Here is a 14,422-nt window from a genome sequence, read left to right as displayed (position 1 = left end):
GTAAAAATATTATTTCCTTGGAAAATTTCAGAATGATTGCGAAAACCTTTTTTGGTTTCGAAGAGATATTAGCGCAAGAACTAAAAGCGTTAGGAGCGGCAGATGTAAATATTCAGAACAGAATGGTTGAATTTTACGGAGACTTAGGTTTTATGTACAAAGCAAACTATAGTCTGCGTACAGCATTAAGAATTCAGAAACCAATCCTTACATTTTCTGCAAAAACAGAAGGGCAATTGTATGAAAAATTTAAAAAATTTCATTGGGAAAATCATTTAGATGTCAATCAAACTTTTATGATTGATCCTACTGTGCATTCAGATTACTTTACGCATTCACATTATGCAGCATTAAAAGTAAAAGATGCAATTGTGGATCGTTTTAAAGAAAAAGACGGTAGAAGACCAAGCATTGATAAAGATTCTCCAGATGTGCGTTTTAATCTGCATATTTCACATGATAAAGTAACATTATCTTTAGATTCTTCAGGAGATTCTTTACACAAACGTGGTTATCGCGATGAAACTGGACCTGCACCAATTAACGAGGTTTTAGCAGCTGGTTTATTACAAATTGCTGGTTATGATGGAAAAGGAAATTATTTAGATCCAATGTGTGGTTCTGGTACAATGTTAATAGAAGCAGCTATGATTGCGAATAATATACCACCACAAATTCACCGTAAACATTTTGCTTTTCAGAATTGGCCAGATTATGATGAAACGTTATTTACACAAATAAGAAATACACGTTTAAATCGTATAAAAGAATCTGAATATAAAATTGTTGGATATGAAATTTCTCCAATGATGGTAAAAATTGCTCAATTAAATATTAAATCTGCTGATTTAGAAGATTTTATTGAAATTAGACACCAAGATTTCTTTACATCTAAAAAAGAAATGTTCCCCGTTTTATTAGTTTTTAATCCGCCTTATGATGAGCGAATAGAAAACAATAATCAGGATTTTTATAAACAAATTGGGGATACTCTAAAATCGAGTTATCCAAATACATTGGCTTGGTTTATCACATCAGATTTACAAGCAAAAAAATATGTTGGCTTACGTCCTTCTCGCAAAACAAAAGTATTTAATGGGAAATTAGAATGTGATTTCTTACAATATGAAATGTACGAAGGAAGTAAAAAAACAAAAAATCAAAACTAATAACACGTGAATCAATTTATAAAAGAAATTTGTCAGGATCAAAAAGTTTATCTTTTAACTTCGGATCAAGGCTTTGCTATTTCATATTCTGAGGAATTTGAATACGAAGACGGATCTAATTTAGAAGTTATTTGTTTTTGGTCGAATGCAGATTTAGCTGAGAAAGCAAAACAAAATCAATGGAAAAATCATAAAATAGATTCAATAGATTTGAATACTTTTTTAGAAGAATGGTTATTTGGAATGATTGAAGAAGTTTCGTTGGTTGGAATTAATTTTGATGAAACGTCAAAAGGAGAGGAGGAAAGCCCTTTAGATACTATTTTGATGATTGTACACGAATTAAGAAGAACGAATTTAGACTTTAAATTAAACCATTTTAAGAGTTTAGATGAAATTCACCAAGTAACATTAGAGTTAAAAGAATCATTTAACCAATAATATTCCATTGAACGTAGAAGATTTAAAACTGTCGATTATTATTGCCGTTTACGAACGTCAAGATGAACTAACTGAATTATTATCGAGTTTAACAAAACAAACTGATTCTAATTTTGAAATTATAATTGTAGACGATGGATCTAAAAATACTTTAGATAACGTTTGTGCAAAATTTAATTCTCAATTAAATCTTCATTATTACTATAAAAGTAATTCTGGCCCAGGGAAATCTAGAAATTACGGAATAGAAAAAGCGACAGGAAATTATTTTATTTTCTTAGATTCGGATACTATTATTCCAGCTACTTACATAGCTTCGGTTAAAAATGAATTAACAAATAATTTTGTTGATGCTTTTGGAGGACCGGACGATGCAGATGATTCGTTTACAGATTTGCAAAAAGCAATTACTTTCTCTATGACATCTTTTTTAACGACTGGTGGAATAAGAGGAGGAAAGAAACAAATAGGAAAATTCCAACCAAGAAGTTTTAATATGGGACTTTCTAAAGCTGCTTATCAAAAAACTGGAGGTTTCGCAGATTTACGAATTGGTGAAGATCCCGATTTATCTATGCGTTTATGGGAAAATGGTTTTGAAACTAGATTGTTTCAAGATTCTAAAGTTATTCATAAAAGAAGAACATCTTTAAAAAAGTTTGCAAAACAAGTGTATCAATTTGGAGTGGCTCGTCCTATTCTTAATCAACGACATCCAAAATATATAAAACCAACATTTTGGTTTCCAAGTTTATTTTTTGTCGGAACTTTAATAGCATTATTATCCTATGCATTTAGTTTATTTTTCGAAGGTAATTTGCAATTTATTTTACAAACTCCATTTGTTTTATGGCTGATTTATTTGTTTATGATTTTCTTACTTTCTACAATACGATTTAGTTCTGCAATTGTAGGGTTGTTATCTATACAAACCACATTAATTCAGTTTTTTAATTATGGTTATGGATTTTTAGAAAGTCAATTTAAATTAAATATTTTAAAGAAGAATCCTAAGAAAAGCTTCCCAAGTCATTTTCATATAGATTAAAAAAACTCAAAAAATAAACCCGTAATTATAGTATTACGGGTTTTATATTTTTAACTGTTATGTTGAGTTTATTGAAACATTTTATAAAACGCTTTGTTATTCTTCGACTGGCTCAGAATTAATAAAAATTATAACAGATTGTAGTAAAAACATTATTATAATTAAAAATTATAAGCATAACCTAAATTAACAGATCCAATATTGTTTCCATTTTTTGACATTCCTTTATAACTTAAATATAATTCAGACTTTTTAAAATCTAACCCTACTTTTGGTTGAAAATAAAAAGCTCCTGTCTCATCACCTCCATCTAAGAAAAAAGCGTAACCAAGGTCAGTTCCAATAAAAAAATCATTTGCAATATTAAATTTTGCAGTAGCAGCCAAAGGAATAATCTGAACATCTTTAATATCAGAATTAAAAGTATAGCCCCAGTATGAAGCAGATACAGTTTTTCCAAAATAATTAGAAAAACCTGTTGTAATACCTAATTCTGTAATGTTGTTTAATTTCCATAGATAGGCGACATCAATACCAAGATTAAAAGAGTAATTATCACTTAATTTTCCTACAGGAAAACCTAAATGTGTTCCTGCTTTAAAATGACCTTCTTGCGCATTAACATTAGATAAGCTAATAAATAGTAATGCAACATATAATAAAATTTTCTTCATTTTCTTAAATTTCTAACCAAGTAATAGTATACGTTCTAGTTACATTTCCATTATTCGTAATTTCATACTCTGTATTATTTAATTTTTTTATACTAAAATTAAATTGAGTATCATTTCCATCACCTCCACAGCCTAAAACATTTTTAAATGTAACAATGATTCGTGGAGAATAACTAGATTCGCTACTTTTAATAGGTTCTATAGTATACTCTGCCGATTTATCTCTTGCGATACCACCTGTTAAAACAACAGAACCATCTGAACTCATGAAACTTGAAATCATATTTCTTCCGCAATTATTTGTACTGGTAATATTAAAATTTGAATTACTGAAAACTTGAGGATTATTAATAATAATACTTTCTCCACTCTTAATGGTTTTATTTGTTCTAAACTTTCTTGCTGTAAAATCTTTTATTATTTTTTCATTTACAATACCATTAGATGATATTGTAAGCACTTTTTCGTCATTTTCCCCATCTCCTCTGTTTGCAATACGAAGATTTCCATTGATGTCTAGAGTAGCTTGAGGATTTTCTGTTCCTATTCCGACTTGAGCTGTAGCTATAGCATTAGTTAATAAAATTAATGCTACAGAAAAAAATAATTTCTTTTTCATAAATATATAGGTTTGTAATATTCTTTATTTAAATAACACACCTATACATAATGATTGCATGATATAATTAGCCTATAAATTTGTTATTTATAGATTTACGTAAATAGATAGGTAGTTAAAATTAAATATGATTCCTGTCTTAACAATATTTATGCCAAAATGTTTTTAATGAAAAAAAATGATATAAATATAGCTTTAATAAGCTTTTATGAGATTTTTTAAAATTAAGTAGTTTAAAAAATGATTAGGATAAATATTTTTATTAAGAATAAATCTAACTAACTGATTAACCTTTTACGATATTAATTGATAATTAGTTTAAAATTTTTGTTTTAATTTTTAGGAAAGAATAGGATAGGTGGTTTTGATATTAATTTTTGTTTTGATTAATTACCTTAATAATATTCTTGTTAAAAGATGCTATATTATCTTCTAAAACCGAGAAAAACTCTTTATCAGCATTTTCTATGGCAGTTAAAGCTTTTTGTAAAACAATAGCTCCGCTATCTGTTAGCTTTATAACTTTAGCTCTTGTATCAGTTAAATGTTCTTCTCTGCTAATAAACTTCTTTTCTTCTAATGTTCTTAAAACTTTAGAAACCATCATTCTATCAGCATTACCTTGATTAGCAATATCTACTTGTGTTACTTGATCATTTTCTCTGGATAACCAGCCTAATGCTGCAAGTAGTACAAATTGAGTTTGTGTGATATTTAATGGATCTAAGACTTTCTTTTGCTTACGTTGCCATAAGGTAGTTAATTGCCCCAGTAAATAACCAGGACTTTCTTCTGGAGACGAAAACTGAAATTCAATTTCCTTACTCATAATTATATTTCGTTTAAAAATGTTAGTTTATAACCATCTATATCTTGTACATGGAATGCTTTTCCAAAAGGCGTTTCGATTATTGGACCAATATTTTGTATTTGATCTTCTATATATTTGTTTCTTAATTCATCTACGTTTTCTTCTACAGCAAACCAAAGTGCAACACCAACTCCTAATTCTCTTTCTTCTAACGCTTCTAATGGAGTTCTAATGGCAAAACTTGCTTGTCCTTTGTTATATTTGAAAACGCATGCATGTGGATTTTCATTATCTATTTCAAAACCTAATTTTTCGACATAGAAATCTCTTGATGCTTTTAAATCTTTTACTTGTAATGATGCAAATGTTAGTTGTTTCATATTATTTATATTTTTGTTGTTGCAAATATAATATATACGACAACATTATGCAAAATAATTGAATTAAATCTTTTTATACTTTAATGATAAGCTATTTGTAACAACACTAACACTACTTAAAGCCATTGCTGCACCAGCTAGCATAGGATTAAGTAAGAAACCATTTATTGGATATAAAATTCCTGCGGCAATTGGAATTCCGATCAAATTATAAATAAATGCCCAGAATAAATTCTGATGAATTGTTTTTACAGTTTGCTTAGATAAATTTATTGCGTGAACAATTTTGGTTAAATCACCACCAATTATAGTTATTTGAGCAACATCTATAGCAATATCAGAACCATTTCCCATCGCAATGGATACATCTGCTTGTGCTAAAGCGGCACTATCATTTATTCCATCACCAACCATTGCTACAATTTTACCTTTCTGTTGTAAATCTTTTATAATTTGTAGCTTGTCATTTGGTAAAGCATTGGCTACAATTTTATCTATTTCAACTTCTTTAGCTATAGCATTAGCAGAAAATTCATTATCACCAGTTACCATAAAAACTTCAATTCCTTTTTGATGGAATAACTTAATCGCTTCTTTAGAACTTGCTTTTACTTCATCAGAAATACCAATTAAACCCAATACTTTTTCATCGTTACCAAAGAAAGAAATCGTATAATTTTTAGCAGAAAACTGCTCTATAATTTCATTTATTTTTCTATCTTTTGTAAGGTTTAATTCATCACTCCAGCTCGTTTTACCTATATAATAATTTTTATTTAAGTAATTTGATTTTAAACCTTTACCCGATATGTTTTCAACTTTTAATTCAATGTTATTTTCTTGCTCTCCAATAAAGTCTACAACAGATTTAGCTAAAGGATGAGTAGAGTTTTTTTCGATATGATAAAGAATATTCTGATAAGATTCATCTATCCAAATTAACTCCTGTACTTTTGGTTTTCCTTGTGTTATAGTTCCTGTTTTATCTAAAATAATAGTGTCTATTTTTTTTGCTTGTTCTAAGCTTTCGGCATTTTTAATTAAAATTCCTTTTTCCGCACCTTTTCCCATTCCAACCATAATTGCAGTTGGTGTTGCTAAACCTAATGCACATGGACATGCTATAACTAATACCGTTATCATAGACAAAAGTGCCATAGTAAATGCGTTTTCAGTTCCTAAAATCATCCAAGTAATAAAAGTTAAAACTGCAATGATTAATACAATTGGAACAAAAATTCCTGCAATTTTATCTACTGTTTTTTGTACAGGCGCTTTACTTCCTTGGGCATTTTTTACAGACTGAATAATTTGTGCTAATAAAGTTTCTTTACCAACCTTAAGTGCTTTGTATTGAATAACCGAATTCTGATTAATTGTTCCAGAGAATACATTTTGATTAATTCCTTTTTCAACAGGAATAGGCTCTCCTGTAAGAGAACTTTCGTCTATAAAAGATTCTCCTTTGATTACTATTCCATCTACAGCAATTTTATCGCCTGGTTTAGCTAACAGTATATCATTTATTTGTACATCTTCTATAGACGTTTCAATATGTTGATCGTTTTTTATAACGATAACTGTTTTAGGTTGTAAACCAATCAGTTTCTTTATAGCTTCTGTTGTATTTCCTTTTGCGCGTTCCTCTAATAATTTACCAATTAAAACAAAAACAATAATTAGTCCAGCAGCTTCAAAATAAGGATGAGCATGCAAACCTTTATTATGCCAATATGTGGGAAATAAAGTATTAAACACACTAAAAATATAGGCAACACTTGTACTAAGAGCAACAAGTGTATCCATATTTGCAGATTTATTTTTTAACTGTCTTAGTGCTCCTACAAAAAATTGTTGTCCAAAAATAAATAGAATAGGAGTGGAAAGTGCCCACATAATATAGTTTGCATAAGGCATATTCATAAAAAACATTCCTATTACAAATAATGGAATACCAAAAACTAAAGAGAAAAGTACATTGTTTTTCAGGATCTGATAACCTTCTTTATTGTATCTTTCTAAATCTTCATCTTTACTTTTATCCTCATCTATTACTAAATCATAACCAACCTCAATTAAAGAGTCTTTTAATTTTTCTGGAGAAGTTAACGTTGGAATAAATTCAATTTTTCCAATTCCGTTTCCATAATTCACTTCTGCATTAACAACCCCTAATTGTCTTTTTAGGTTTGCTTGAGAGCTGCTTGCACAAGATGCACATGTCATATTAAGAACAGGAAAGGATTTTTCTACAGAATCTATTTTATAATTATTTTGTTTAAGGAATTCGTAAACTTTAGAAGATGCTTTAGCAAGCTTTTTAGCTGATAAATGAATTACTTTAGAATCTAAGTCAACGGAATAAGATTCTATATTTTCTAGATTAGCTAAAAAATTCTGAATTTTATCTACATCACCAGATGCTAAGTTAATTATTGGTATATTTAATTGTGTATTATTCATTCTACTATTTTCTAGTTCAAATTTCGGAATAATAATATTGTGTATCGTTATATAATTATAATTTCTATTTACATTATTTAAATTAATTCCAGATTATAAGATATAAGACTAAAAGTGAAAAGATATATGTTCTTAAGTTGATGCGTATTTAAGCCATTTTGTAAGATTGAGTTTGTATAAAACTTAGACTTTTACTCCTGAACATTCTCACTTGTTATAAATAAAAAAAGACTGTTTCACCAGTGTGAGACAGTCTTTTTTGTTTTATTTTATAAATGAGAGTTTATAACCACTCGTCATCATCTTCTGAATCTTCTAATTCTGCATCAATAAATTGAATATAGAATGCTACAACTTCACGTTTTTCATTGTAACCAAAATAAGCAGGGTAAACACCTTCTCCAAAACCAGCTTGGAAAATTGGAGATTTATACTCCGTTCCTGGAATTGTCCAGTTTAACCAATCTCCTTCTTCTGACTGGTATTTAGGATTATTTTTTGCATTCTCTACAAATAACTCATTAAAATAGTCATCATAAAGATTTACATCATTTCCTTTATTTTCAAATTCATCAATAAATTTCACAAAAGACTCCTTTGCTTCAGCATCAACAATAGTAGCTAAACCACTTTCTATTGCAAAACCAAAATATTCACCTTCTTGTAATTCTTCAATTAATTCGATTCCTTTCATTGCTTCTTCGTAACGAACTGGTTTTTCGTTTGTAAAAGCAATTTTAATACAACCAATTAAGTTTTCTACATCACCATCGTCTTCATATTTTACAATACTTGCAGAAACTGGGAAATTCCCTTTTGGAGTTTCTATAAAATATGGATCTTTATCCATTGCTAAGTATTCTCCTAATGGATCATTCACAAAGATTTTTCCAGATGGAAGAGAAACTTCTCCTAAACTGATTTGATCAATCTCAACTCCACCAATTTCTTTATTTGTAAAATATTTTTCTAAATCGTTAGGTGCTAAAGTAAATTCTCTTTTAGCTTCCCAAGTTTTTAACCATTCTGCTGTTGGCTGCATAGCTTATTTTTTTATTTGAAACAAAAATACGTTAATTATTAATAGAAATCTTGTTTTTATTTGTTAGTGATAGGTTAATATTTGGTGTTTTGAAATTAGAAATTTGAATTTTGTCTGATTGAGTGTTTTAGCATCATGTAATACTAAAATAACATTTCGACTAAGCTCAATATAACAAAGAAGACAAACTAAACTAGAAGAGTTTATTACATCAAGTGTCATGTTGAACTTGTTTCAACATCGCATCTAGTAAAAATCAATCTCACTACTAAAATCTAATATCTCAAATCTAATATCTCAAATCTAATTTACTATCTCAATTTTCTATTTAATTCCATTTTATCACTATCACTTTTATATTTTAAAATACTAACTAAATCTTCTTCAGTAAGTAAGTTTTGTTTATAATAGTTGATTAAAATAGATTCTATTTTATTAAATTCTGTTGATGTTTTTTGTAAAAAGTAAACTTCTATAAACTTATTAGCTTTTGTTTTAAGTGTAAGTAAATTATCAACTCCGTTAGAACCCTCAGGATGATCGAATTCTCCAAACTCTTTTATTTTTTTCCCTTTATAATCATCGTTATCTATTAAAATAGAGTATAAGTCTTTTACGGAATAAAAATCGTTATTAATAGCAATACCATCATTAGAAAAAGTTAATTTACCATCAAAACCACCTTTTAAATCATTGGTAGGTTTTTTAAAATAGCCATTTAAATAAGCTACCAATGTTGCTAAAACTCCAACAAAAATATAGTAGTAAGTTTTATTTTTAAAGATTTCTAATTCTAACATTACAAAACTTATAACCGAAACAGCTAAAAAAGATAAGACAACTTTTACAAATTTCATTGTATCTCTTTTCGGTTTAGCAGGTATAAAAATTTCAAAACTATATTTATCCATGTGCTATTTCTTTTCGAACCCTACTTAAACTTTCTGGTGTAATTCCTAGATACGATGCAATCATCCATTGTGGAATACGATTTAATTGATTAGGATATAAACGCATAAACTCTAAATATCTAGTTTTTGCAGTTGCTCCCAATAATAAATTAATTCTGTCTTGTAAACTACGTACATGATTCTGAACAAGCTTGTTTTGAGCTGCTAAATAATCAGGATTTAAGCTTGAAATTAAATTGGTTAATTTCTCATTTAATAGAATAACTTTTGAATCTTCTATTGCCTGAATGTAAAACTTAGATTGTTGTTTGCAAAAAGCACTGTTTCTGTCACTTACAATCCAATTTTCTGTTCCAAATTGTAGAACATGTTCTTTTCCATTCTCATCTATTGTATAGGAACGAATTACACCAGATTCTACAAAGTAATAGTCTTCTGAGTATTCACCCGGAACCATAATAAATTCGTTTTTTTTAACTTGCTTTTCTACCAAAGTATTCTCTATTATTTCCCAACTTTCATCAGAGAAATTAATAATACTTTGTAAATGTTTCTTATAATTTTCCATTACTTTAATAATAGTATCAAACAAATTTACACATTTATAAAGATAAATAATGTAATAAATTTTATTACATTTTATAATCGTAGTATATTTGCAATGTAAAATTATTGTAATGAGTAATTTAAGATTTGCAACTGCAATACATATTTTAGTTTTAACCGAAAAATTTAAAAATCAATTAATTACATCAGAATTTATTGCTGGAAGCATCAATATAAATCCTGTTGTGGTTAGACGTGAAATTAAATTTTTAAGAGAAGCTGGATTAATTGGAGCAAAAAAAGGGAAAGAAGGGGGATGCTTTTTGGCTAAAGATCCGAATGATATTTTAATTGGAGATGTTTATAGAATCGTTAATCAAGAGAATACTTTTGCTAAATTAAATCAAACGAATCCTATTTGTCCTATTGGAAAACAAATGAATGAGAACTTAGAAGATTTATTTAATAAAGCAGAAAGAGATTTAATTAGTTCATTAAATAAGAAAACTTTAAAAGAGTTTTCTAACGAGTTTGAATAATTGAATAACAGTATATTTTACAATATGATAAACGGTAAATAATTGATTATTAAAACAAAATGTTTAACATTATAATTGTTAAAGTATTAAAAAAGAACAATAATATACTTTAAAAAAAAATCATTTGGTACGGTTTATGAATTTAGACAAGTAAATCTAAAAAAAATGAAGTTGTCAATAGGTATAGGATTTGTTCTTATAAGTTTAGGATTGATTTCTCTTTGTTACTTTTTGAATTTTGAAATATTTTTTAATCAAATACTTGGTTTATTTTTTATTTTATCAGGTTTGTTTTTTGCATACTTAGGATTAAAATTCATTTTTGCATATTCCAATTATAACCGATTAATTAAAAAAGGGTTTAAAGTTAAAGCTCATATTACCGAAATTAAAAGAACATTATTAGGAGAAGGAAATTTGCCAGATTATGTTATAGAAGTTTTCTACAAACATCCAGATAATCAAAAAATATATCATACTGAATTTGAGTATTTTGGAGATGTGAATAGTAATAACTTGCTAAAGAAAGGAAAAGAAGTAGATATTTTGATAGATCCTCAGGATCCTGAAAATATTTATTATGAAAGTTTATAAATTCTAAAGCCATCAATAGTTTGATGGCTTTCTTTTTTAATTAAAAAACAACAATTTTTATTCAGTAAAAATTGTTGTTTTCAAATATATTTCAATTATCAGTATAAGTTATTTATTTTAAATGATCTAACAACATTTCTGCTGTTGCAGGATTTGTAGCTAAAGGAATATTATGTACATCGCATAATCTTAATAGCATATTTACATCTGGCTCGTGTGGGTGTTTTCCCATTGGATCGCGAAAAAAGAAAACCATATTCGTTTTTCCTTCAACAACGCGAGCAGCTATTTGAGCATCACCACCAAGAGGACCAGAAAGATAGCGTGTAACTTTTAAGCCTGTTTGTTCTGCATATTTACCAGTTGTACCAGTTGCAATAAATGTAATATTATTCTTACTTAATGCTTCTTTATGTCTCATTAAGAAGTTTACCATTTCTGCTTTTTTTCCATCGTGGGCAATTAATGCTATTTCCATATATTTTTTAATTAAAATCGAAAATCTTACTTTTGTACAAATTTAGTTGAACATTCTTAAATATGAGAATGTTTTAGCATTTATTAAATAGTAAAAAAACTATGAAATTTAACTTACTTACAGTAAATGAAGTTATAAAATTAACAGATGATTCTGTACAAATTAGTTTTGAAATTCCTGAAGATTTACAAAATGATTATAACTTTTTACCTGGACAATATATAACACTTAACATAAATGGAGAACGTAGAGATTATTCATTATGTGTTTCTCCTAACGATAAAAAATGGAGCATAGGAGTAAAGGCTCAGCCAAATGGTAATATTTCTAATTATTTATTTAATACCATAAAAGTAGGTGATCAATTAGAAGTTTCTACACCAAGTGGTCGTTTTACAATACCTACAAAACCAAACGAAAAAAGAACACTTTTAGCTTTTACTGCTGGTAGTGGAATTACTCCAATTATGAGTATGTTGGAGTTTACTTTACAAACAGAAGAATGGGTAAATTTTCATCTGTTTTATGTAAATAGAGATGAAAACTCTGTGATGTTTAAAGAGCGATTAACAGCACTTAAACAACAATATCCGAATAATATTTTTATTCATCATTTTTATACACGACAAGACCAAGATGATTTTATTTACAATGGTCGTATTGATGAGAAAAAATTCGATTTAATTTTAAATCAACTTGTTGATATTAACGAGGTAGATGAAACAATGATATGTGGTCCAGAAGAAATGATTTTAACTTTAGCAAAGAAAATCAATGAAGCTGGAATTATTGAAAAACATATTCATTTCGAAATGTTTAATCCATCAATAAAAACTGAAAACATCTTCACAAAACACGACGAAGGTGCACAAACAGTTCAAGTTACTGTTACATTAGACGGTGAAACTTCTGAAGTAACATGGGACAGAGGTAAAAATTTAATTGATACTTTATTAGAAGCTGATATAGACGCACCATATTCATGTAAAGGAGGTGTTTGTTCTTCTTGTATGTGTAAAGTAACAGAGGGAGAAGTGCATACGGGTGATAACTTTGTATTAACTGATTCTGATTACGAAGAAGGGATGACTTTAGCTTGTATTTCTCGTCCAAAAACAGCTACATTATCAATAGATTTTGATGATGTTTAAATGAAATAATAAAATTATTATATATAAAAAATCCAGCTAAAAAGCTGGATTTTTTTATTCTTCTTTAAACATATTTTTAAATGAAATAAACTCTCTACCTGGGAGAATTAAATTAAGTATAACTCCAATTATAGAAGATAAAGCCATTCCTTCTAAAGAGAATAAATCTCCTATATGTATTGCAGCTCCACCAATACCTATAATTAAAATAACAGATGATATGATTAAGTTTCTTTTTATCTTAAAGTCTACATTATTTTCAATCAACATTCTTAATCCGCTAGAAGCTATAATACCAAATAATAAGATAGAAACACCACCCATTACTGGAGTTGGAATTGTGCTTAATAATGCCGATATTTTTCCACAAAATCCGAACAAAATAGCAAGACAAGCTGCACCAATAAAAACATATATACTAAAAGCTCTTGTAATGGCTAATACACCAATATTTTCTCCGTAAGTTGTGCTAGGAGGTCCTCCTAAACAAGCTGCAACCATTGTTGCTAAGCCATCTCCGAACATAGAACGATCTAATCCTGGATCTTCTATTAAATCTTTATTTACTACTTTACTTAATACCAATTGGTGGCCTATATGTTCTGCAATTGGTACAATTGTAACAGGAATCATTAAAAATATAACGTACCAAGAAAGGGCAGGAGTGTAATCTAAAAATGGAATAGTAAAATCTGGAACCGTTAACCAATTAGCTTCTATAACAGGCTGTAAATCTACAACTCCCATAGCAATAGAAAATAAATAACCACCAATTATTCCAACTAGAATAGGTATAACGCTTAAAAAACCTTTGCTAAAAATCGCTGTAATAATTGTAATAAATAAAGTTATAAATCCAATTGTTACATATGTTAAATCATATTCATTACTTGGGTTATTCATTACCATTTTTATTGCTGTAGAAGCCAATCCAAGACCAATAACCATAATAACTGGTCCAACAACAATTGGTGGTAAAAGTTTCATTAACCATTTTGTACCAGCTTTTGCTATAATTAAGGCTACAAACGAGTAGGTTAATCCAACTAAAAAGCTACCAACTAAGAAGCTTCCAAAAGCAATTTCACTATTCGGATTTGCTTCTAAAGCTTTTAAAGTAATGATTGGATTTATAAAGGCAAATGATGATCCTAAGTAAGATGGAACTTTTCCTTTGGTAATAAGAATAAAAATTAATGTTCCAATACCACTAGAAATTAAAGCAATCGCAGGACTCATTCCTGTAAGTGCTGGTACCAAAACTGTTGCGCCAAACATGGCAAAAAGATGTTGAATGCTTAATAAAATACCTTGTCCAATTTTAGGTTTTTCATTAATAGCTAAAACTATTTTTTGATTATTTTCTTGGTTCATGCGGCAAAGTTAAGTTTAAAATATAATATGGTAACGATTCAAATTACTTAAGATAAATTTATATCGATGGGAAAGTTGATTATTATAAAGTTCAATAGTCTTATTTAACATAATATATATTATAGTATTAATATTTTGTAAGAAATATTAATACAAATAACTTTTATTATGTTAAATAGAAG

16 protein-coding genes are annotated in these 14,422 nt (G+C 28.2%); 6 read left to right on the top strand and 10 right to left on the bottom strand.

The genetic code is table 11. The annotated features are described in order from the left end of the window. Positions 1–11 precede the first annotated feature (11 nt). The 3 genes from BUA86_RS06430 to BUA86_RS06420 are packed head-to-tail and all read left to right on the top strand — an operon-like array spanning position 12 to position 2,658. Positions 12–1,169 (top strand): THUMP domain-containing class I SAM-dependent RNA methyltransferase, encoded by a 1,158-nt coding sequence (locus BUA86_RS06430; RefSeq protein ID WP_072930922.1) that lies wholly within the window; start codon positions 12–14, stop codon positions 1,167–1,169. A 6-nt stretch (positions 1,170–1,175) separates the two neighbouring features. After that, entirely contained in the window at positions 1,176–1,610 is a 435-nt protein-coding gene (locus BUA86_RS06425; RefSeq protein WP_072930920.1) for a DUF2750 domain-containing protein, read from the top strand. A 7-nt stretch (positions 1,611–1,617) separates the two neighbouring features. Beyond that, positions 1,618–2,658: a glycosyltransferase family 2 protein gene (locus tag BUA86_RS06420; RefSeq protein ID WP_072930918.1), complete on the top strand. Its 1,041-nt coding sequence runs from the start codon at positions 1,618–1,620 to the stop codon at positions 2,656–2,658. A gap of 161 nt (positions 2,659–2,819) precedes the next feature. On the opposite strand, the gene BUA86_RS06415 is transcribed toward BUA86_RS06420, so the two are convergent. From BUA86_RS06415 to BUA86_RS06380, 8 genes are all read right to left on the bottom strand, one after another. Next, positions 2,820–3,332: a hypothetical protein gene (locus BUA86_RS06415; RefSeq protein WP_072930915.1), complete on the bottom strand. Its 513-nt coding sequence runs from the start codon at positions 3,330–3,332 to the stop codon at positions 2,820–2,822. Positions 3,333–3,336: 4 nt separating this feature from the next. Continuing rightward, entirely contained in the window at positions 3,337–3,951 is a 615-nt protein-coding gene (locus BUA86_RS06410; protein ID WP_072930913.1) for a hypothetical protein, read from the bottom strand. A 370-nt stretch (positions 3,952–4,321) separates the two neighbouring features. Further along, positions 4,322–4,780, bottom strand: a complete 459-nt coding sequence (locus BUA86_RS06405) for a MarR family winged helix-turn-helix transcriptional regulator (protein WP_072930910.1) — start codon at positions 4,778–4,780, stop codon at positions 4,322–4,324. Positions 4,781–4,782: 2 nt separating this feature from the next. After that, entirely contained in the window at positions 4,783–5,142 is a 360-nt protein-coding gene (locus tag BUA86_RS06400; RefSeq protein ID WP_072930908.1) for a VOC family protein, read from the bottom strand. Between the two features lie 63 nt (positions 5,143–5,205). Beyond that, on the bottom strand, positions 5,206–7,605 hold the full coding sequence (locus tag BUA86_RS06395) for a heavy metal translocating P-type ATPase (RefSeq protein WP_072930906.1): 2,400 nt from the start codon (positions 7,603–7,605) through the stop codon (positions 5,206–5,208). Positions 7,606–7,888: 283 nt separating this feature from the next. After that, the gene (locus BUA86_RS06390) at positions 7,889–8,647 is read right to left on the bottom strand and encodes a DUF4241 domain-containing protein (RefSeq protein WP_072930905.1); all 759 of its coding nucleotides are present in this window, start codon (positions 8,645–8,647) and stop codon (positions 7,889–7,891) included. A gap of 311 nt (positions 8,648–8,958) precedes the next feature. Beyond that, a complete protein-coding gene (locus tag BUA86_RS06385; protein ID WP_072930903.1) occupies positions 8,959–9,558 on the bottom strand; it encodes a hypothetical protein in 600 nt (199 codons plus the stop codon). Then, entirely contained in the window at positions 9,551–10,126 is a 576-nt protein-coding gene (locus BUA86_RS06380) for a Crp/Fnr family transcriptional regulator (RefSeq protein ID WP_072930901.1), read from the bottom strand. Before BUA86_RS06380 ends, BUA86_RS06385 begins: the two co-directional genes overlap by 8 nt. Positions 10,127–10,235: 109 nt before the next feature. On the opposite strand from BUA86_RS06380, the gene BUA86_RS06375 reads away from it, so the two are divergent. Both BUA86_RS06375 and BUA86_RS06370 read left to right on the top strand, forming a co-directional pair. Then, positions 10,236–10,643 (top strand): RrF2 family transcriptional regulator, encoded by a 408-nt coding sequence (locus BUA86_RS06375; protein ID WP_072930899.1) that lies wholly within the window; start codon positions 10,236–10,238, stop codon positions 10,641–10,643. A gap of 165 nt (positions 10,644–10,808) precedes the next feature. Continuing rightward, entirely contained in the window at positions 10,809–11,237 is a 429-nt protein-coding gene (locus BUA86_RS06370; RefSeq protein ID WP_072930898.1) for a DUF3592 domain-containing protein, read from the top strand. A gap of 112 nt (positions 11,238–11,349) precedes the next feature. On the opposite strand, the gene BUA86_RS06365 is transcribed toward BUA86_RS06370, so the two are convergent. Continuing rightward, positions 11,350–11,715, bottom strand: coding sequence for a methylglyoxal synthase (locus BUA86_RS06365; protein ID WP_072930896.1), 366 nt, complete (start codon positions 11,713–11,715; stop codon positions 11,350–11,352). A 101-nt stretch (positions 11,716–11,816) separates the two neighbouring features. On the opposite strand from BUA86_RS06365, the gene BUA86_RS06360 reads away from it, so the two are divergent. Next, positions 11,817–12,866 carry a 2Fe-2S iron-sulfur cluster-binding protein gene (locus BUA86_RS06360; RefSeq protein WP_072930894.1) on the top strand — a complete coding sequence of 350 codons (1,050 nt, stop codon included), beginning with the start codon at positions 11,817–11,819 and terminating at the stop codon, positions 12,864–12,866. Positions 12,867–12,920: 54 nt separating this feature from the next. Here the strand turns inward: BUA86_RS06360 and BUA86_RS06355 are convergent, their stop codons facing one another. Further along, a complete protein-coding gene (locus BUA86_RS06355; RefSeq protein WP_072930892.1) occupies positions 12,921–14,240 on the bottom strand; it encodes a solute carrier family 23 protein in 1,320 nt (439 codons plus the stop codon). Positions 14,241–14,422 lie beyond the last annotated feature (182 nt).

It is taken from the genome of Chishuiella changwenlii, assembly GCF_900142565.1.
In the GTDB taxonomy this organism is placed as follows: Bacteria; Bacteroidota; Bacteroidia; order Flavobacteriales; family Weeksellaceae; genus Empedobacter; species Empedobacter changwenlii.
The sequence above is the reverse complement of the archived record's forward strand: the minus strand, read 5'-3'. Positions and strand labels throughout refer to the sequence as shown.

Coding starts and splice junctions, on each gene's coding strand:
- BUA86_RS06380 (WP_072930901.1), bottom strand. CDS start 10,126: ATGGAAAATTATAAGAAACATTTACAAAGTATTATTAATTTCTCTGAT.
- BUA86_RS06395 (WP_072930906.1), bottom strand. CDS start 7,605: ATGAATAATACACAATTAAATATACCAATAATTAACTTAGCATCTGGT.
- BUA86_RS06415 (WP_072930915.1), bottom strand. CDS start 3,332: ATGAAGAAAATTTTATTATATGTTGCATTACTATTTATTAGCTTATCT.
- BUA86_RS06405 (WP_072930910.1), bottom strand. CDS start 4,780: ATGAGTAAGGAAATTGAATTTCAGTTTTCGTCTCCAGAAGAAAGTCCT.
- BUA86_RS06375 (WP_072930899.1), top strand. CDS start 10,236: ATGAGTAATTTAAGATTTGCAACTGCAATACATATTTTAGTTTTAACC.
- BUA86_RS06385 (WP_072930903.1), bottom strand. CDS start 9,558: ATGGATAAATATAGTTTTGAAATTTTTATACCTGCTAAACCGAAAAGA.
- BUA86_RS06360 (WP_072930894.1), top strand. CDS start 11,817: ATGAAATTTAACTTACTTACAGTAAATGAAGTTATAAAATTAACAGAT.
- BUA86_RS06410 (WP_072930913.1), bottom strand. CDS start 3,951: ATGAAAAAGAAATTATTTTTTTCTGTAGCATTAATTTTATTAACTAAT.
- BUA86_RS06390 (WP_072930905.1), bottom strand. CDS start 8,647: ATGCAGCCAACAGCAGAATGGTTAAAAACTTGGGAAGCTAAAAGAGAA.
- BUA86_RS06365 (WP_072930896.1), bottom strand. CDS start 11,715: ATGGAAATAGCATTAATTGCCCACGATGGAAAAAAAGCAGAAATGGTA.
- BUA86_RS06355 (WP_072930892.1), bottom strand. CDS start 14,240: ATGAACCAAGAAAATAATCAAAAAATAGTTTTAGCTATTAATGAAAAA.
- BUA86_RS06400 (WP_072930908.1), bottom strand. CDS start 5,142: ATGAAACAACTAACATTTGCATCATTACAAGTAAAAGATTTAAAAGCA.
- BUA86_RS06370 (WP_072930898.1), top strand. CDS start 10,809: ATGAAGTTGTCAATAGGTATAGGATTTGTTCTTATAAGTTTAGGATTG.